Annotated in this window: 19 protein-coding genes; 3 read left to right on the top strand and 16 right to left on the bottom strand. The window is 32.7% G+C overall.

The features are described from left to right. Positions 1–3: 3 nt before the first annotated feature. The 7 genes from BLV37_RS00350 to BLV37_RS00330 form a co-directional block, all read right to left on the bottom strand. The gene (locus BLV37_RS00350; protein WP_091725647.1) at positions 4–1,095 is read right to left on the bottom strand and encodes a DegT/DnrJ/EryC1/StrS family aminotransferase; all 1,092 of its coding nucleotides are present in this window, start codon (positions 1,093–1,095) and stop codon (positions 4–6) included. A 236-nt stretch (positions 1,096–1,331) separates the two neighbouring features. After that, the gene (locus tag BLV37_RS00345; RefSeq protein ID WP_244270424.1) at positions 1,332–2,153 is read right to left on the bottom strand and encodes a CsxC family protein; all 822 of its coding nucleotides are present in this window, start codon (positions 2,151–2,153) and stop codon (positions 1,332–1,334) included. A gap of 153 nt (positions 2,154–2,306) precedes the next feature. Then, complete coding sequence (locus BLV37_RS00340) at positions 2,307–3,152, bottom strand: CsxC family protein (RefSeq protein ID WP_091725645.1); 846 nt, start codon at positions 3,150–3,152, stop codon at positions 2,307–2,309. Positions 3,153–3,379: 227 nt separating this feature from the next. Continuing rightward, positions 3,380–3,856: a hypothetical protein gene (locus tag BLV37_RS15235; protein ID WP_244270423.1), complete on the bottom strand. Its 477-nt coding sequence runs from the start codon at positions 3,854–3,856 to the stop codon at positions 3,380–3,382. Positions 3,857–4,123: 267 nt separating this feature from the next. Beyond that, complete coding sequence (locus BLV37_RS15230; RefSeq protein ID WP_244270422.1) at positions 4,124–4,507, bottom strand: hypothetical protein; 384 nt, start codon at positions 4,505–4,507, stop codon at positions 4,124–4,126. Positions 4,508–4,638: 131 nt separating this feature from the next. Continuing rightward, positions 4,639–5,070 carry a hypothetical protein gene (locus BLV37_RS15225; protein WP_244270421.1) on the bottom strand — a complete coding sequence of 144 codons (432 nt, stop codon included), beginning with the start codon at positions 5,068–5,070 and terminating at the stop codon, positions 4,639–4,641. A gap of 106 nt (positions 5,071–5,176) precedes the next feature. Continuing rightward, positions 5,177–7,993, bottom strand: a complete 2,817-nt coding sequence (locus tag BLV37_RS00330) for an Eco57I restriction-modification methylase domain-containing protein (protein WP_091725642.1) — start codon at positions 7,991–7,993, stop codon at positions 5,177–5,179. 148 nt (positions 7,994–8,141) lie between these two features. Between BLV37_RS00330 and BLV37_RS15380 the strand changes: the two genes are divergently transcribed. Next, on the top strand, positions 8,142–8,324 hold the full coding sequence (locus tag BLV37_RS15380; protein WP_280140096.1) for a DUF4368 domain-containing protein: 183 nt from the start codon (positions 8,142–8,144) through the stop codon (positions 8,322–8,324). After that, positions 8,309–8,536, top strand: a complete 228-nt coding sequence (locus tag BLV37_RS15375) for a DUF4368 domain-containing protein (protein ID WP_342026565.1) — start codon at positions 8,309–8,311, stop codon at positions 8,534–8,536. Before BLV37_RS15380 ends, BLV37_RS15375 begins: the two co-directional genes overlap by 16 nt. Positions 8,537–8,711: 175 nt before the next feature. On the opposite strand, the gene BLV37_RS14905 is transcribed toward BLV37_RS15375, so the two are convergent. Next, positions 8,712–8,873, bottom strand: coding sequence for a hypothetical protein (locus BLV37_RS14905; RefSeq protein ID WP_176967800.1), 162 nt, complete (start codon positions 8,871–8,873; stop codon positions 8,712–8,714). A 185-nt stretch (positions 8,874–9,058) separates the two neighbouring features. On the opposite strand from BLV37_RS14905, the gene BLV37_RS00320 reads away from it, so the two are divergent. Further along, positions 9,059–10,333, top strand: coding sequence for a replication-associated recombination protein A (locus BLV37_RS00320; protein WP_091725640.1), 1,275 nt, complete (start codon positions 9,059–9,061; stop codon positions 10,331–10,333). Between the two features lie 83 nt (positions 10,334–10,416). On the opposite strand, the gene BLV37_RS00315 is transcribed toward BLV37_RS00320, so the two are convergent. The 8 genes from BLV37_RS00315 to ord all read right to left on the bottom strand — a co-directional run bounded on the left by BLV37_RS00315 (position 10,417) and on the right by ord (position 18,665). Continuing rightward, positions 10,417–10,749, bottom strand: a complete 333-nt coding sequence (locus BLV37_RS00315; protein ID WP_091725637.1) for a DUF4870 domain-containing protein — start codon at positions 10,747–10,749, stop codon at positions 10,417–10,419. Between the two features lie 104 nt (positions 10,750–10,853). After that, positions 10,854–11,918, bottom strand: coding sequence for an ornithine racemase Orr (gene orr / locus BLV37_RS00310; protein WP_091725635.1), 1,065 nt, complete (start codon positions 11,916–11,918; stop codon positions 10,854–10,856). Between the two features lie 15 nt (positions 11,919–11,933). Then, on the bottom strand, positions 11,934–13,298 hold the full coding sequence (locus tag BLV37_RS00305) for a GlmL-related ornithine degradation protein (RefSeq protein ID WP_091725632.1): 1,365 nt from the start codon (positions 13,296–13,298) through the stop codon (positions 11,934–11,936). After that, positions 13,288–15,504 carry a D-ornithine 4,5-aminomutase subunit OraE gene (gene oraE / locus BLV37_RS00300; RefSeq protein ID WP_091725630.1) on the bottom strand — a complete coding sequence of 739 codons (2,217 nt, stop codon included), beginning with the start codon at positions 15,502–15,504 and terminating at the stop codon, positions 13,288–13,290. The genes BLV37_RS00305 and oraE overlap by 11 nt, the downstream gene beginning before the upstream one ends. After that, the gene (locus BLV37_RS00295; RefSeq protein WP_091725628.1) at positions 15,504–15,869 is read right to left on the bottom strand and encodes an ornithine aminomutase subunit alpha; all 366 of its coding nucleotides are present in this window, start codon (positions 15,867–15,869) and stop codon (positions 15,504–15,506) included. The genes oraE and BLV37_RS00295 overlap by 1 nt, the downstream gene beginning before the upstream one ends. A 14-nt stretch (positions 15,870–15,883) precedes the next feature. Continuing rightward, positions 15,884–17,302 carry a 2-amino-4-oxopentanoate thiolase subunit OrtB gene (gene ortB, locus BLV37_RS00290; protein WP_091725626.1) on the bottom strand — a complete coding sequence of 473 codons (1,419 nt, stop codon included), beginning with the start codon at positions 17,300–17,302 and terminating at the stop codon, positions 15,884–15,886. Then, positions 17,295–17,609: a 2-amino-4-oxopentanoate thiolase subunit OrtA gene (gene ortA / locus BLV37_RS00285; RefSeq protein WP_091725623.1), complete on the bottom strand. Its 315-nt coding sequence runs from the start codon at positions 17,607–17,609 to the stop codon at positions 17,295–17,297. The genes ortB and ortA overlap by 8 nt, the downstream gene beginning before the upstream one ends. Positions 17,610–17,618: 9 nt before the next feature. Beyond that, positions 17,619–18,665, bottom strand: coding sequence for a 2,4-diaminopentanoate dehydrogenase (gene ord / locus BLV37_RS00280; RefSeq protein WP_091725619.1), 1,047 nt, complete (start codon positions 18,663–18,665; stop codon positions 17,619–17,621). Between the last annotated feature and the right edge of the window lie 111 nt (positions 18,666–18,776).

Below are 18,776 nucleotides of genomic sequence, written 5' to 3'. Positions count from 1 at the left end.
TCTTTATTTTAAAGAGCTAAGGATTATTTTACATATATTTTCTATATCTCCATCTTCTAAGCTATAAAATAAGGGTAAACATAAGATTCTTTTTGAAATACTTTCTGCTACAGGCAATCTTTCTATGTCTACACCAAACATTTTAAGCTTATTTAAGGATGGATAAAAATATCTTCTTGGAAATATATTATTTTTGTTAAGATTCTCTAAAGCCCGTAAAAGAGTTTTTTCACATTGAAAAAGCACTGGCATATAGCTGTAATTATATTGTTCTGAATCTATTTTTTGAAAATTAATTTTCTCATGTTCTGAAAGTATTTTTTTATATAGATCATGCTTTTCTTTTCTATATATTTTAATTTTATCTATATATTTTAATGATGCTAATCCCATTGCTGCATGTAACTCAGACATTTTGGCATTGATGCCTATATCTGATATGTTTCCAGTTTTGTCAAAACCAAAATTCCTTAATTGTTTAATCCTTTCTTCTAACTCCTTTGATTTAGTTATACATCCACCTCCTTCAACAGTATTAAAAAGCTTAACTGCATGAAAGCTAGTTACAGAAATATGTCCATATTCTAATATGGATTTCCCTTTATAGTTAACAAACAATGAATGTGCAGCGTCATATATAACCTTAAGATTGTATTTTTTTGATATTGCTTCTATAGATTCTACATCACAGGGATTACTAAAAACATGTACTCCTAAAATAGCAGAGGTTTTTTCTGTAATTTTAGCTTCTATTTTTTTCGAATCTATATTTAAGGTTTCTGAATCTATGTCTACAAATACTGGAGTGCAGTTCTGCCAATCTATAGCTCTAAGAGTTGCAATAAAAGTAAATGGTGTAGTAATTATTTCTCCTGTTAAATCCAATGCTTTTATTGCAATTTGAAGTCCTAGTGTTCCGTTGGCTACAGCTATTAAATTTTCTATCCCTAGAGCATTTGATAGCTCTTTTTCTAGCCTTTTTACCATTTCACCATCGTTAGTTAATATTCCACTTTCCCATATTTGTTCTATGTACGGAATATACTCTTCTAGAGGTGGAAGAAAAGGACGTGTTACATATATTTTTTTATTCATTGCACCACCTGCTTTTTAGTGTTTTCATTTTCCAAATAATACATCTTTATTTATAATATTTTTATCAAAGGTTTATGTTACAAAATCCTGTTTTTCTACTTTCAATATGCACACTATTTTTTCTTACGCATATGATAGTATTGAAAATCTTTTTACTAAGATGCTTATATAATTAAACATCTGGGTAAAAACCCAGATGTTTAATTCTCAAGCTTATTGTTTTTGTTTTTATTGGTTTAGCATCCGCCAATAGCAACCTGACGTTTTTGAAGTATCTTTAATGTGATGAAAACAACCATTTTTTCTTCAATGTTTTTAAATACTCTTTCTTCAAATGGTACTGTAGTTTTATGAGGTTTAGTTGGATTTAGATACTCATCAAATTCTACAATTCTACTGCTAATTAGTTCACAGAAAGGTAGTTCATTGAAGTATTCAGTTGTTGTTTGATTAAACTCTGATAGGTCGCCAGACAGAAGCTTATCTTTATCTGCAAACTCTGGTCCAAATAGCTCTCTTTCTCTAAAGTATTGGAATTCTGATTCGGTTCTATTTACTATTGGGGCTGGTTCTATTCCGTTAAACTCAACTGGTGTAGTAAACTTAAATGGTACATCTATAGTGCAATGCTTGATATCTCCACATATACCTTTAGAATTTGAGCATCCAAGTGTACTATAATCAATGTTCTTTCTTACAAAGCCTTTTACAAATAGCATGTTGGTGTTTTGTAATAATAAGCATTGAGTAATCTTTAGATGCTTTCTAATGTTTTTGATTTCAATAGCTGGCTCAGGTAGCTCAATAATTGAATCAACATTTACTTGCACTGTAAGCTCTGCTAATACAACTGGTACCTTTGCTACTACTCCAGTTACAATAGGTGCTAAGTCCACAGGATAATTTTCAGCACTTATTAAGGTTGAGGATGTGACATCAGTACATATAGATTTTCCAGGTTTGCAGATACTATTAGCTTCTGTTTTAACAACAGAGTTTGTCGCAGCCTTTCCATAGCTTATTTTTGAACCATATTGGTAATTGTCTGTATAAGACATTAGTTTTCCCTCCTTAAGACTATTTCTGGATATGAAACTTTCCTAGTCCCATATCCTAGTATATAGTATTCAGGCCTTCTATATTAGTTACACTTGTTTTAAAGTTAAATTTTTAACAATCCTTTCCTTAATTTAATGGGATAAAAGCTTTTCTCATAATTTTGGTAATATAGTGAGTTCTTGACCTGAGGATATGGCAGGAATAGTAATCAGTCTGTTTTGTAAAATTCTTATTGTAATATATAAAATACCATCACACTTTATTCCGTGAATTCTTTGTTCTTGATTGATTACTTCTGTATTTACTATTAAGCTTTCATTTTCTATAATCTTACTACTAACAATTTCACAATATATTGGTTCATTATAATATTCATTCGTATCTTGATTTATAGAGACAAGGTCCTCATAAACTATTTTTACACTTTCGGATATATCCTCATCTAGAATATTTTTATCCTTAATACACACAAATTCCTTGATTGTGCTTTTCACAGTTTTATCTGGCTCCATAATATTGTACTTAACAAGAGTTGTACATTTAAAAGGAATATTGATGGTTAATGTTTGTACTTCTCCAAATGCTCCAGTATAGCCAGAGTTAACCTTTGTGTAATATGATATATCTTTTCTTATAAAACCTCTAATAAATAGTACTTCTGTGTCCTGCATTAATATACATTGAGAAATATTTACTTTTTTCTTTATCTCTTTTATATGAAATATAGGCTCCGAAAGCTCAATTAAAGATTCTAAATTTATTTGAACTTTTAATACTGCAAGTAAAGCTGGAATTTTTACTACTGCACCTGAAGCTAGTGCTACTATTTCAACCTGTTTATTTGGGCAGCTTTCCATAAAAATCTCTTCACTTTCCAATTTTTCTTCTGGATATTCTTTATTTTCCTTCTTTTCCTGTGACATTATATGTATAATATTTGGATCTATGTATATTTCTTTATAATCTTCCGGGTATTCTGCCCTTACGTTTACCATCATATTTCACCTCTCTTTACAATTAAATTAAATCATTAAAAATACTTTCTATTATTTATATTATTCAATTAGTTGTATTAGGTTCCATTTGGTGTCATAAAAACAACGTACCAAGTAGGGCTTTTTCATGGGGATTGAATACAAACTTGGAAAAGCAGCCTTAAGAGGTAGCAAGAAAGACCACATTAGAGAATGAGAATTCTTTAGTGTGGTTTTTTCTTAAAAATATATTAAATGCTAATTTTAAGCATAGCATCATAATTTCTTATTTCTACGCTATCTTCAGTAAAAGGAATGTTTAATTTTTTTAATTTATCACCTAAACATTTTTTTGCAAAAAATGGTGAATTAGTTGTATTTTTAGCTTCTAGGAATATAACCTGATTATTTTTACGATTTAGATATATAATCATCCCATCGAATTCGCATAATTTTTTTCCTTGTCTGTCTTTTTCAATTACTAAAATACTTGATGGAACTGTAATACTTATATCATTTTTATCATCATCAACTAAACGACTAATAAGAAATTCTACTTCATGCCGCTCATCATCAGTACCTAAATCTTGTTCAAGAATATTTTTTAATTCGTTTATACGATTGCTTTTCCAACGTGTACAAAAAACACAGACCTTTTCATCAACAGAGGCTTTAAGTACAACACTATTTTCAGGAAACAAATAATATAAGAAGAATTTAGTAACCAATAAGAAACGAGGGTCACTAGAAGAGTAATTTTCTAATATTCTCATATACTTTATTACTATTTTTAAGACTCTTAAAGCTATTTCTATTTTATTAAAAGTATTCTTTTTGATTAAAACTAAAATAGTTTTTTCTCCAGAATATCTATCGTAGTACCCTACTCTGACATTATTTGTTCTCTCAAGATTATCTAAGAGTTCTTGTGCAATATGTTTATCGTTTGAATCAAAAGTTAATTTTAAAATTGAATGATTTGAATAGTCTTTTCTTTAGCTATATTTACAATTTAATACACTGTTTTTATCAATCCATAAATCCGTATAATAATCGCAACATTGCTCATTATCTAGATTTCTGACTATTCTTCTTGAGATTTGATAATAGCATATTGCATTTGAATTTTCATTATATATGGTATCATCTAAAAGTTTGCCTATAGATTTAAATAAGTCTTCTGTAGGCTGCTGGTTATTATAAAAGGATAATAATTTTTTTAAAATTAAAACTAAAGATTCTTTATTGCAAAGATCTATAGTGAATGGGGTATTTGAAATTTGTAAATCATATGCAATATAAGAAACATCTCGTACTTTCTTATAAATATTAAATATGTAATACATTTTACTTTCTATATTTAGATTTTCTTTATTCATATAATTATATAAGATTTTTTGTGCAATTTTAACTGAATTTAGTTCCTGGTTTCATTTTTCTAATATCAGTATAGAATTTAGTAAATGAAGTCTGTGATAGCTTTACCCTTAATATATTTTTGCGCTATTTCTTATAATCTCTCATCTTGAGAGCTCTTATTCAATTTATCTGCAAATTTTTTATTTTCATTTGCACAAATTATAACAGCTCTAGAAGATATGAAAGTATTATAAAAATGTCCAATATTATATATTATGGTTAATTGCTGTAGTAAATCCCCAATAGTAGGTCTGTTATCTTTGTCTATTTTGATCTTGTCTTGCATAAATTCTACAGGATTAATTTTATTATTATAAGTTCTTTCAAGTTCGCCTTGCAAATTCTGTCTAATCAATTTGTGGAGGTAAAGTTGTAAAACAATATAATTATATCTAGATTTTGATAGATTTCTTTTAACTCTGATAAGTCCAAGTTGTGGTATTTCTTTCACTCGACCTATTATGTTTAGAGAGGTGAGCTCATTAAACAATTCATTTGTATAATGATATAAATCAATTCTCACATTTAGATTTCTTTTTGTGGTTTTTGCTTTGGAAGCAAATCATGTTCTATTGGATTCACTACGCCTTACCCCTTAATTCCATACTAAATTTATATACATAAATCATCTAATCCATCGCTTTTATTTTACCTTCAATATACTCAATTTCTTCTTGGTTCAATCCATACTTTGCATAAAGCTGCTGATCAATTTCTGCAATACTTTTACTCCAATCAACATCAGAGCTAGTAGTAAAGTTTTGCAATGGCACAAAACAATATGTTTTTGCTGTAGCATGTTGACTACTTTTTGCTAAGCTAAGTAAATATCTAGCAAATTTAGTTCTTAAATAATTGGATAAATATTCAGACGATACCTTGTTCAATTTCAAGTCTGAACCCGCAACCAAGAAAGTTTCAGTGCATATTGAATATGGCTCTCCAACAAAAGTATTTTGATTATCATCGTTTAATTCCGTACCAATATTATTAGCATATGGCAAATATACCTTCCATAAATTTATCCATTCAGAGCGTGTCTTTATTATATCTCTTTCAACATAACCAATAGTTTTTGCCCTTCCATAACATTTTATTGGATCCTTAAGCCCATCAATTGTTTCATGAAAATCAGTTGAATTAATAAAATTACCTTCTAATCCAAATGGCTTACGAACAGAAATATGGTCTGACATTACAGGCATTTCACTGTTGAAAAATACTTTTCTGAGTATATTAACAGCTTTCCCATCTCTAATAAAAATATCTGTGCCATCTATCTTCATGGGTCTAATAACATCAGCAATTATTTTTTTATTTTCATAAGTAACAACACGTGTAAAATCCTTACTATTATCATAATTTTTATCCCACAAGAAATAGCAAACTCCTCCACGAATATTTGTATTAGGAAAGATATCTTCTGGGGTTAAGCAGTCGTACAATTCTTTTAAATGAACATCATTTAGCATTTCATCACGAAAAGAATCTAGCCCCTTACCTCCTACATACCATCTTGTTGGCATGATAAACGAAAAGAATTTTGGATTTAGACTCTTAGCAGTCATTACAAAATGATGATATAGCGGACTTGCACTAGCTTGAGCTCCGCCATCCATTTCTTGATATGGAGGATTACCCACCACAGCATCAAATTTCATCTTTCCACTTCCTTTCTTTTTCCAGTAGTTTGGTCTTGTTATTCTATTTATGAATTGCTTTGACTTATTTTTCATCATATTGTTTAAGTCATCAAAGTAAGTAGCATTAGGTGAGATATCTTTAAGTCCTACTAATGTTCTTTTTGTGATAGATTTTGCCATTGGTGTTTTACAAATTATAAATATATTTTCCTTAATTGTTTCTTCCCAAAGTTTATCCTCTAATTCTTTTGTTAAATCTGATTCTGAATATTTTTCACATCTTTTTCTAAATATACTATAGGTTACATATAAAGGGTAAAGACCTGTCTTAGAATTAATCTCTAGTATTTTAGAATTCTTATTACTTAAAGTATCTTCTGTCACTTGTCCTTGGCCAATATATCTAGGTTCTTCTAAAATCTCATTATAATTTTCATCATAAAAGTTATACCCTCCTAAGCAATCCCCCAGGTGCATATTCACAACTCTCCATGGTGTAAGAACAGTTTCTTTATCTGGATTTTTGAAATTTAAAAACAACTCTGCAATTTGCTTTACTCTTTCTGTCGGAGGCAATTCATCTGCCCCTTTAGCAATGTCACGAATTTTACGACCAGCAACCACAAATATTTCAGGGTCATAGTATTTTATAAACTGTTTAAATATTTCCTTTGTAACACCTGCTGGCATGAATTCTTCCCAAGAGGAGTCATCAACTATTTCTACTAGTTTCTCCATAGTAATATCTTCATTAATATCAATGTCTGCACCATATATTAAAAGAGGCATTCTAATAGATATTCCTCGCAGAATTGAACGGGCATCTCTAGCTTGTTTTCTCTTTTCATTCGCTTCTTTTAATTTAGCTTCCTCCTCAGGAGTACGCTCTTTTTTAGACTTCTTCTTTAATCTTTCTATTTCTTCATATTCTTCATATGTAAAACCTTGTCTATTAATATCTATTTCATTAGATTTGTGTGAGGACTTGGAGCTACCTATAATTCCTTTTAGTTTTTTAAAGTTTTCTAAATCTATATTGTCTAATTTTAATAATTCATCATTATATAGGTTGTTATCATCAAATCCATTCTTTACTGCTCGTTCAGCATAAGCACGTTTTAACTGTTGTAAAAGCCTGTTAGTATCGTATTCTTTCATTCTAGTGCCTTCGACAGCTATAACAGGACAGTAATTTAAAAACTCACCTAGAATTAGTCTATCAGAGCTATCTGTTTTTCCTGCTTTTGTTGAAATGGCCACTGATTCTGCAACCATTTTTAAAGTTCTATCAGGAGCAAAATCAAAGACATAGGCTGTTGTTTTTATCTTACCATCTTTATTACAAGGAGATTGTACTCTAAATATTGTTTGTAGATAGTTAGCTGCAGATGTGGAAAAAGAACCTGCCAAATAGAATACAGCAGTCCATTCTGGCACAGTGACTCCAGTGGTGAGTTTACCACAAGAAAGAGTTATAGTGTAGCCTTCATTACCAGCACTTTTTATAGCATTTTTCACTTTCTCTAATGCATCTTCTGATTTTTCTTCCTCATCGCCATCACCAGCTACATTAACTATATTAAAGGCACCATTGCCAAATATGGGGTGCGTCTTCATCATTTGACTTAATGCTTTTGCTTCATTAACACCCGGCACCATCCATAATGAATGTCTAAATAACGAGCGATATTCCTCTGTGGAGTATGGATATTGGCTCTCCTCATCTTTTTTTGTTATTAAATTTAAAAAACTCCAAACATCATTTTTATGAAAAAACTCTCCAGCTTTTACTCCAGTGAACATGCCCCTGTCAAGTGGACAGTGGAAATAATAAAAAAATTGGTACGCCAATCATTGAATTATGATTGGCGTAGTTTTATTCTACGTGGCTAACTCTGAAAGATAATACCTGTATTCTATTGGTAAGATTTTAGAAGAATGTTTTATAAAGATGTCTAGGGATTATGAAAAAGAGCAAAAGCTACTAATGGGCAAAGTATCTTCTCTAAAAGAAAAATTAAGCAAAGCCAAAGAAGAAGCATTAAATACTGATAGATTTTTGAAATTGGTAAAAAGGTATAGTGAAATAAAAGAGTTAGATGCTGAAATTATTAGAGAATTTGGAACAAAATAATCGTCTTTAAAGCCGAGAAAGCAAATGACAAAAGACAGCAGAAAATTCGTATCTATTATAACTGTATTGGAGCAGTTGATATTCCAAAAAGGGATGAAAAACGGCATCGCCGTGAATCCGACTATGCCAATTTTTTTAGACTATTAAATCCCTATGGAAAGGGGCAAATGTTTCATTTATTATTTTTCAATATGTATGCTATAATTATGTAGCATAGCATTTTTAGAGATGAGCATAATTAATAAAATTTGACTAGAGAAACTTTAAAATTAAATATCAAATATATATTCATCTGGAACAGACATAAAATATAAGGGTTCGTATCAAGGAAACTAAGTAATTCAGTAACCTTAGCTAGCTTTTCAGTTTTCATAACGATAAAGGATCTTAAAAGAGCATGAAGACAATAACCAGTAGGTCCACTTTAGATGGATGATATTTTGGGAAGCTAGACAAATAAATAACATCGAAGATCTTTTCATAAAATTTTGTTTTGCTATTAGATGTAAATAAATCAATGTTATTAAAGATTAATTGACGTTCAAACAAGGGCTTCGCCTCCTTAATATAATATTTGGTGGTACTTATATTATTTGACATAAAGAGGCGAAAAGCCTTTTTGAAAATAGAAATATTTTTGAGTGATAAGAAAAAATTACTGTATAGAACACAGTGATTTCAAGCGTTGCAAGTTATGAAAAACGCTATAGTATTTTTGAAAAGAAGGTGATTAAGTGAAACCCCTTGCTGATTTAGTAAGACCAGCAAAAATAGATGATGTAATAGGTCAAGATCATATTTTAGGAAAAGAAAGATTGTTAAGAAAATTAATAGAGTCGAAGCATATACCAAATATGATTTTTTATGGTCCACCAGGTACTGGTAAAACAACTGTCGCTAATATAATTGCAAATGAAACAGATAAAAGAATATATAAGCTTAATGCTACAGAGGCTTCTACCAAGGATATTAAGGATATCATTAACGATTTGGATAGCCTTTTTGCCCATAAAGGAGTGCTTCTATATCTTGATGAAATCCAAAACTTTAATAAAAAGCAACAGCAATCCTTGCTTAAATATATTGAAAGTGGAGAAATTACCCTTATTTCAAGCACAACAGAAAATCCTTACTTTACTATTTTCAATGCTATCATAAGCCGCTCTACAATCTTTGAGTTTAAGAAATTAAATGAAGAAGACATTTTAGATGGAATAAAAAGAGCTTTGAAAATAGCAGAAGAGCAAATATTTAATGTACATATTAATTATGATGAAGAAGCATTGCTTTACATTGCACAGGTTTCAGGTGGTGATCTTAGGAGGGCTATTACAAATTTAGAATTAGCTTTATACTCTAGCAGTTCTATTCTAGGTTCAGATAACTTTAAAATAGACATATCCATAGCTAAGGAGTGTACACAGACATCTGGTTTTGCTTATGATAAATTTGGTGATAATCACTATGACATTTTGAGTGCATTTCAAAAATCCATTAGAGGTAGTGACCCTGATGCTTCAATTCATTATTTAGCTAAGCTAATAAAAGCTGGTGACTTGTTGAGTATATGTAGAAGACTACTGGTTATTGCATCTGAGGATATTGGTTTAGCTTACCCAAATGCAATAAGTATAGTTAATAGTTGTGTAGATGCGGCTTTAAAGCTTGGTTTTCCAGAAGCAAGGATACCTTTAGCTCAAGCAGTTATTCTATTAGCCACCTCTCCTAAATCAAATTCGGCTATATCTGCAATAGATAGTGCGTTAAAAGATTTAGACAGTAAAAACATAGGAGATATACCTTTTTATCTAAAAGATGGACATTACAAGAATTCTAGTAACTTAGGAAGAGGAATTGGATACAAATATCCTCACAATTATCCAAACAATTATGTTAAACAAGACTATTTGCCTGAAAACTTAAAAGATACAGTCTATTATAAGTCTTCAAGTAACAAAGTAGAGACTAAAATAAAAGAATATCTTGAAAAACTAAAAAGTGGTGATTAGATAAAAAGTGTGTCTAGTTTTTTGAATAAGACACACTTTTCATCTCTTTATTTTATTATTTAAAAATTTATTTTTAAACTCGATTAACTAAAATGTTTTCTTACAATAGGTCCTGAAATAGGATAAGAATAATCCCTTCCATCTACCACTTTTATGAATGCAATAATAGGTATAACTACAGTTGCTATTCCAATCATTATTAAAAGTGGTATTCCGATAATCACAAAAATTAGTATTGCTGATATGATACTAGCTATAATTAGCATTATTTGAAAGCCTAATGCTTCTTTTGCCTGCATCTTAACAAAATTATCTCCTGAAACTAAAAGAGCTATTATAGGAGCTAATATAGGTATTCCAACAAAGGTGCCAAGATGTGCTAGTGCACATAAAAGTTTTTGTTCAGTAGTAAGCATAATCTCCCTCCCTTTTATTAATATAATTATAATATAATACTATTCAAAATAAAAGGGATTGTTATTGAAACCATGCTTGTGTGATTAAAATTTAAATCCTCTACTTATTCAACAATTACCTTTTTAACATATTCAGAGGTTGATGTACTTAGTATGCCTCCATAGGTTAGTTTAAAGCTAACTTTGTCTCCTACCTTATAGCTATTTAGGCTATTAGTCACATCTATTATTAGATGGTCACTGCTTCCACCTAGAATAATTATTTTATCGTCCTCTGGAACTATGTCCCCTATACTTACATCCTGTTTGCCTATGGCACATATTGCTCTTCTTCTGATTCCCCTATCTTCAAAAACAGGCACATTACCAAATGCATCCATACCTATTTCGCCAATAGGCAAAGAAGGCTTTTCTTTTAGCTCTATGATTTCAGCTATTAGCTTAAAGCAATCATCATAGGTATCCTTAATTCTATTACCATATGCTGTTTCTCTCCCTAGAACTATGGATTCTCCTAGTCTAAAATAATTAATTCCCTTGGGGATGCCTTCACCCTCAAGAAGGTATAAGCTACTAGAATTGCCTCCAGAAATAATATCTAGCTTAATAGAAAATTTGTTTTCTAAAGCTTCTTTTATGTGTACCAATCTGCTTAGATTCTCCTGATTTGGTATAACTCCTCCATAGCAAGTAAGATTAGTGCCTATTCCTATTAATTCAATCCCTTTTAGATTTAGTATTTCTTCTACTGTTTCAAATACTTCTGCTTCTTCTATGATACCTTCTCTTAAATCGCCTAAATCTACCATTAATATAATTTTATGAACCTTACCTTTTTCAAGAGCTTTAGTAGATAATTCTCTTATAGTGGCTAGTTCTGAATTCAATGATATATCGGTAGCTTCAACAACCTCTTCTGCTTGACTTATCATAGGAAGTCTTAACAATATCTTAGGTACCTTTATATCCTTCATATCTTTTATATTTTCTATTCTAGAATCTGCAATCATTGTGGCTCCTGATTCTACTAAGACCTTCGCAATTTCAGGTATACCACAAAATACCTTTGTCACAGCAGCTACATTGATGTCTTCTTTGTTGCAAAGTGATATTATATTTTCCGCATTATGTCTTATTTTACCTAATGATATCTCTACTCTTGGATACATGCTCTTCTCCTTTCTTTAGATATTTAGACTTTGTTTCAAAAGCTTTATTGCAGCCTCTGGATATTCTTTAGATAACACTCCTAGAGAAGCCATTATATAATTGCTGTCTACTAATATCTGTGCTTCTTTATTTGGTAACAGCTCATTACCTTTATTTGAAAGAGCTATTTTCTTCATAACATCTATACTATTAGGCAATCTAGTTAGTGCCCCCCCAGTACCAACTATATGCCTAATATTAGTTAAGTCCTTACCTTCTGCTATTGTTTTTTTACCGCTAGGTCCGTACATATGTCTATATTTGCCAGCATGTCTTTTTACAGCTGCTATTACGGCTTCAAGAGTCAGCTCTTCAACAAATCTCTTTTCTATATTAGAATCTGGAATAGGCTTGTGATTTTTAACTAATAAACTTAACTCTTCTATATTGATACTTAGTCTATTAGCTAGATTGTCTAAGCCTATTCTCTCAACTATATTTCCCAAGTTCACATATACGCCTAAGTCTCCTTCTACTGTTCTTTTTGAAACTGGTTCCGGGCTTATTAGTATTCTGTTTACCTCTTCGCTACCGTCTGTAACAGAATGAACATCAGTTGTAGCTCCACCAACATCCAAAACAAGAATATCTCCTATTTCTTCTTTAAGTAGTTGTGCAGCTAGCATTACAGCCCCTGGTGTTGGAATAATGGGACCTCTCACCATTTCTCTTATTTTAGCCATGCCTGGCCCGTGAATAATATGTTCTTCAAACACCCGTTGAATTATTTTCCTAGTTGGTTCTATATTTAATTCATCTATTTTAGGATAAACATTTTCTGTAATATATAGCTTAGCCTTAGTCTCCTTAAATATTTCTCTGATTTCTTCTCCGTTTTCTACATTCCCAGCATATATAACAGGTATATTAAAATCTAGCTTACTGATCAATTCAGCATTATGAATAGCAGTGTCCCGTTCACCATAATCTACACCGCCGGCAATTAGAATGATATTAGGCTTTATGTCTTCTATTTTCAGTAAATCCGTTCTTCTCAGCTTTCCTGCTGTAATCATATGAAGATTGGCACCTGCGCCTAGGGCTGCTTCCTTTGCCGCTCTTACTGTCATATCATATACAAGACCATGGACAGTCATTCTCAGCCCTCCTGCAGCGCTGCTAGTGGCCATTAAATCATCATATTCTAAGCTGTCTATATTAAGGCTTTTTTTAAAATCTTCTATGGCTGCCTTAAGCCCTATATTTACATCCCCCTCTAAAACAGTTGTAGGAGCCTGACCTTGCCCTATAAAAGTAGGACAAGGTTCATTTACTCCATTAAAGGCATTTATTACTGTTGTAGTGCTGCCTATTTCAGCTACTAAAACATTAATTTTCATTTAACAATTCCCTTCTTCGCTTTACAAGGAAAGTAGCTACATGTATTCCTTTGGTCCCCCTACCAAAACCTGCATCTACTCCTTGCTCTACTGCTAGCTCATTAGATACCTGCGTTCCACCACAGGCAATAATTATCCTATCTCTTACTCCCTTTTCTATACATAATTGATGTAAACGCTTCATGCTCTTGTAATGAATATCGTCATGGCTAATTATGGTTGAGGCAAGTATTGCATCTGCATTTAGTTCTATAGCTGCATCTACAAGCTTTTCTACTGGCACTGAAGTGCCTAGATAATAGCATTCTATACCATAGCCTTCAATACCACCATGTTTAATATCTATTATTTCTCTCAAGCCCACAGAGTGCTCATCTTCCCCAACTGTACCAGCTACTATTTTCATTGGATGATTATTTATTTCTTTTCTTATTTCATCCTCTGACATTATTTCTGGCTTTGGTGGAATTATAAGTGTACTAGTATCAATTGTAAATGGTACTCTACCCTTTAGTTCAATTCTAGTACCTTCTGCTGCTTGCATTATTTCCTTGTGTATTACCTCTACATCTTCTAGTCCAAGCTTTTTACCTATTTCTATTGCAGCAAATTCAGCAGTTCTTTCCTCTGTCGGAATGAAAAGTGTTATTTGAACTATGCCGTCACCCTGCCATTCCATTTCAGGTTTGATTTGAGTTGTTTCTCTTAGCTCTTTTGTTTCTTCTAATCTCACATTTACATTATCTGTTTCATCTAGTTCATCAATATACACTATTTTTTCTGGAGCTTCAAATGTACATCCTTGTATTAAAATAGATGGATTATCTATTGCATTTTCATCATATTGTTGAATGTTATTATAGCCAAAATGAGCAGTTACAGGAGCCATATAATCATTTTCTCTTTCATATACAGTTCCTACGCCTATACCTCCGTCTATTTTTCTAACTATACCGTCTCCATTTCTCTCAGGGTAGTATCCAGAATCCACAAAAAAGCCTTCTTCTACTGCCTTAAAATATCCCCCTACTTGAAGCATTTCTTCCATAAATAATATTGCTCTTTCTTTTAATTCTCTTACTTTGTTTGCTAGCTCACCTTTATCTCTTTTAATTTCCACCATTTCTGTAAGTCCGTCCATACCTATTAGTGCTTGTTTTGCAGTGTTGGTTCCTTCAATATTATATATATGCCAAGGTACATTTCTTCCCTCATCAGGAGTTATGGTAGATTGTATATCTGCCCTAGTAAGCTTAGAAATTAGCAGGTTTAAGGTATGTGTTACAGTAGCTTCTCTTGTAGATGATCCCATATATTTTGTATTTTGTTGAGCTCTCATTCTATAATCCTTAAACAGCTCCCTCAATGCAACTGCATAAGGTAAGTCAATTCTCATACAAGGTGCTGGTGGTGCTGTTGGAGGTACTGTTGAAAGACATATGTTTTCTTTCTTCATTCCTATCTTTACAGAATACATAGAGTTAATAGCATGCTGCACCATAAGCTCAGGCATTACCTTCCATGCTTCTCTAGCAGTAGCATTTGCATTATGAGCTCCGTCTATTTGAGCCATATCTGCCCAAGTCATTACCTTCTTTGCTACTGCAGCATCTACAAAGGATCTTATCATGTTAATATTTCTGTATAGAACATTATATTGAGGGTCTTGATGAGCACCATTTACTCCTTCTTCAGCAAACATTACAGCTATTTCTGGGCCTGCAACTCCACTTACATAGGAATGATAATTAATGGGCCTGCCTACTTCATCTTCTATTAAATCTAGTGCCTTTCTTTGTGCTCTAACTTGTTTTCTAGTTATAGGAATGCCACCAATACCCTGAGGCGTTCCCTCTATTAAGCCATCAAAATGGCTTTGACCTGCAGTTCTAATTACCATTAAATGATCAGCTCCATGCCAAGCAGCCATTCTCATTCTTCTTATGTCGTCTTCAAATCTTCCTGATGCTATTTCAGTAGTTATTACTGAGTCTGGCTGAGGATCTATATTATCAAAATAGTGAGCTGATGGAAGTGGCTGGCTTTGCTCTAGGGATTGGGAACTGTCATAATAGGTGAATTTCCCTATATTCCTTTTTTCTCCTACTCCTTCTCTCCAGTGCCAGCCTCTTCTTCTAGGTCTATAATCCTGAAGATTTTCCAGTATATTTTTAACATCTAGCTTTTCATTAGGTCTTAGCTTCATTATTTTTCACCTCCTGCAAATATATTCATAACCTCATCCCACATTTGTCCTTGGACTAATTTTAATCCTGCTCCCCTTATACTTAAATTATAGTCCTTGGATAATCTATATACTAAATGTCCTGCACCTTTTCCTAATAATCCTCTTGTTATAGCCCCATCTACAATAGCAGCTGCTTCAAGACTTGAAAATCCCATTCTCAACAAAACTGACCTTTCTGTAGATGGACTTGTATGATTATGTGCTAGCTCTACCATTGGCTCAACTATTTTTTCAGCTAACTCCCAGAACCTTGCTTCTAGTTGTTCTTCAGTCAAATCCTTTAAATGCTGTCTTCTAGTTTCAAAATCATCTTTCCTTTTCATTTTACACCTCCAAATTATAAATTAAACCCTAGCTCTTTTAATGCATCTCGAACAAAATCAGCATTGGATTTTGTATCTGCAGATAAAAATTCTATGTCTTCATCAGTTAATGAAGTTACATTCATAATATCTATGCAGTTTTTGATATAGGATTTTTTAAGGCTATTTAAGTCTATATCCCTAGCTTTTATTAAACCTGGATTCTCTGGTAAAATAATGTTTTCTCCTGGAATCTCATGGTCTGGATCTCCTATCATTATTTTTACTCCATTTTCTCTAGCAAAGGTAAGCTGAGGTTGGATATGTTTACCTGCTCCTGTATATTCTGTTTCCTGTACTAATATTATTTTATCTTGATCTAATTCCTGAGAAATAGCAAAAGCAGCTGCTAAGGATGTATTGCCTGCTGGTCCTCTCTCTATTCCTTCTATTTGTGCTAAAGCCTCAGTTATATAAAAAACCTCTCCTTGATTTACTGTAACATACCTATCCATATATCTAAGAGGTCTACCTGCTGATCTAGGAACATCAGAACGGTCTGGCCAAGTAGTAAAAGGTATTCCAAATCCTGTATGTCCTGTAGTAAAGGATTTTCTATTAAACTGTTTATCACTTGCCATGTGTAATCCTTTTAGATTTACACTTGCTCCTACTATTTCAGTATTTAAAGCACCTGCCTTTATTAATCCTCTAGCTGTGCCTGTAAGATTGCCACCACCTGCATTTGTTGCAACTACTACATCAGGATCTCTTCCTTCTCTTTCTCTAAATTGCATAGCAATCTCATAGCCTAAGGTCTCTACACCTGCAATTCCAAAAGGAGTATATAATGAAGCGTTAAAGTAGCCTGTTTCCTCTAGCATCTTTAAAAATGTATAGAATAGCTCAGGTCCTACAGATAGTTGAACTACTTCTGCCCCAAGGGCTTCACATTTCCTAGCCTTTTCGATAATTTCTGGCTGTCCAATGCCCCTAGAATCATAGCATTCCTGCACTATAATACATTTTAACCCCCTCATAGCAGCCTGACTGGCAACACCAGCGCCATAATTACCACTAGTTGCTGCAATTACGCCTTTGTAGCCAAGCTTTTTAGCATGATATACACTTATGGCTGCCCTTCTGGCTTTAAAGCTACCAGATGGATTTGATGCTTCATCTTTAATAAATATTCTGGCTCCCTTTCCTTTAGGTGCTAATTTTCTTGCAAGCCCCGTTAGATTTTTAAGCTCTAATATGGGAGTGTTACCTACGCCTGTTTCTCTTTGAATGTCCTGCATTTCTTGAAGAGTATATCCTGTTTCTCTCATCATTCTCTCATAATCAAAGGCTATACCACCGCTTTCATATGCCTCATAATCTATACCTACAGCCTTTTTCATAATGTCCTTTTTTCTTTCTATAACTGCATCATAGCTCATATCCTTATTCAATATCTTCACCTGCCTCAAGAATGGCTTTTAATTGTCTTCCAATAAACAATAGCTCTGGAATGCATTTGCCAAAGTCATGATTAAAATATGGATTGATCTCTATAAGCCTTCCAGTTACTTGTCTCCCAATATATGTCTCTACAGTTACCATATCACCAATATTAGCTCCATCATCTACAAGAAACCCTTTACTCCACATTTCAAGAGGAACCTTTTTAGTATCTTCTGGAACCTGTGGTGCTCTTTCTTTTGGACTTAATATAACATTGTGAATTCGCACCCATGTCCCTTTTTTAGCACATTCCATTAAATCACCCTACCTTTTTATTAAATCTCTCATGTCACCCATTATTGCTCTTGGTACAGGTAGATCTATCATAGTTTTTAAACCTGGATCTGCATTGATAACATGAGGAATCATATTAACACACATAGCTATAGTACCTAATCCACCTTCAACCTCTGGCTTAATAGACATATTAACTTCTGGTGTTCCTTTAATAGTTATGTAATCTCCTGTATATGTTCCTTCCATTTCAGGCTCAATTTGTTGAGGATGTATCATATCTATCTTTATTTCTCCATTCACATACCCTTGTCCAGTCATATTTACTCCTGCTACATCTCCAGCCTTAGCAAATCCAAAAGGTGATTTCCTATCTACACTTGTTATTATAGGCTTCATTTGCTGCTCTATTTTTTCTACCTCCCAGCCTATTGCTTTTGCAATCATTTGAATAGACTCTGGAAAACCAACATGTCCAGCAAGTGTTCCATCTGCTACACCTTTTTCAAAGACCTCTACAGTCAGTCCCACTCCCTGCTCTTCCATTACAGCAGGTCCGAATGGGGAAAGGCTGTTTACTCTCTTAGCTTCTATATGCTCTACATCAATCATACAGCCAGTTAAGCAAACTACTAATAAATCCATAATAAGCCCAGGATTAATACCTGTTCCTAGAATTGTGACATCGTTTTCCTTAGCTATATTATGAAGTTCTTTAGCTAGCTCTGGACTTTGAGCATAAGGATATGACATTTCTTCTGCTGTTGAAATAACATTTACCTTTTTTTCTAAAGCGTATTTTAATTTAGGAAAGGCACTCTTAGTAAAGGAATCTGTTGCACACAAGCAAATATCGCAGCACTTCTCTGTTAAAACCTCTTCTACGTTTTCTTTTATAATTACTTCCGGTCTATTTTCTTTATCAATACCTAATACTTCAAAAATACTTTTCCCTACCTTATTAGGATCCATATCACATACGCCTACAATATCTACTCCTTTTTTCTTAAGTAGCATTCTTGCCATTCCGCTTCCCATTGCTCCAAATCCCCAAATTACAACCCTAACATTATCCATATAATACACACCTCCAAAATAAGTATAATTAAACAACCCATGTATTTTTTATTGCAATATCGTTGCCAATATATTCAAATACGTTATATGCTACAAAACAGGTGTTTTGCA

The organism is Proteiniborus ethanoligenes, assembly GCF_900107485.1.
GTDB lineage: Bacteria > Bacillota > Clostridia > Tissierellales > Proteiniboraceae > Proteiniborus > Proteiniborus ethanoligenes.
This window is presented reverse-complemented; position numbering and strand designations above follow the sequence as displayed.

Coding starts and splice junctions, on each gene's coding strand:
- BLV37_RS00350 (WP_091725647.1), bottom strand. CDS start 1,095: ATGAATAAAAAAATATATGTAACACGTCCTTTTCTTCCACCTCTAGAA.
- BLV37_RS00345 (WP_244270424.1), bottom strand. CDS start 2,153: ATGTCTTATACAGACAATTACCAATATGGTTCAAAAATAAGCTATGGA.
- BLV37_RS00340 (WP_091725645.1), bottom strand. CDS start 3,152: ATGATGGTAAACGTAAGGGCAGAATACCCGGAAGATTATAAAGAAATA.
- BLV37_RS15230 (WP_244270422.1), bottom strand. CDS start 4,507: ATGAATAAAGAAAATCTAAATATAGAAAGTAAAATGTATTACATATTT.
- BLV37_RS00330 (WP_091725642.1), bottom strand. CDS start 7,993: ATGTTCACTGGAGTAAAAGCTGGAGAGTTTTTTCATAAAAATGATGTT.
- BLV37_RS15380 (WP_280140096.1), top strand. CDS start 8,142: ATGTCTAGGGATTATGAAAAAGAGCAAAAGCTACTAATGGGCAAAGTA.
- BLV37_RS00315 (WP_091725637.1), bottom strand. CDS start 10,749: ATGCTTACTACTGAACAAAAACTTTTATGTGCACTAGCACATCTTGGC.
- orr (WP_091725635.1), bottom strand. CDS start 11,918: ATGTATCCAAGAGTAGAGATATCATTAGGTAAAATAAGACATAATGCG.
- BLV37_RS00305 (WP_091725632.1), bottom strand. CDS start 13,298: ATGAAAATTAATGTTTTAGTAGCTGAAATAGGCAGCACTACAACAGTA.
- oraE (WP_091725630.1), bottom strand. CDS start 15,504: ATGAAGCTAAGACCTAATGAAAAGCTAGATGTTAAAAATATACTGGAA.
- BLV37_RS00295 (WP_091725628.1), bottom strand. CDS start 15,869: ATGAAAAGGAAAGATGATTTTGAAACTAGAAGACAGCATTTAAAGGAT.
- ortA (WP_091725623.1), bottom strand. CDS start 17,609: ATGGAATGTGCTAAAAAAGGGACATGGGTGCGAATTCACAATGTTATA.
- ord (WP_091725619.1), bottom strand. CDS start 18,665: ATGGATAATGTTAGGGTTGTAATTTGGGGATTTGGAGCAATGGGAAGC.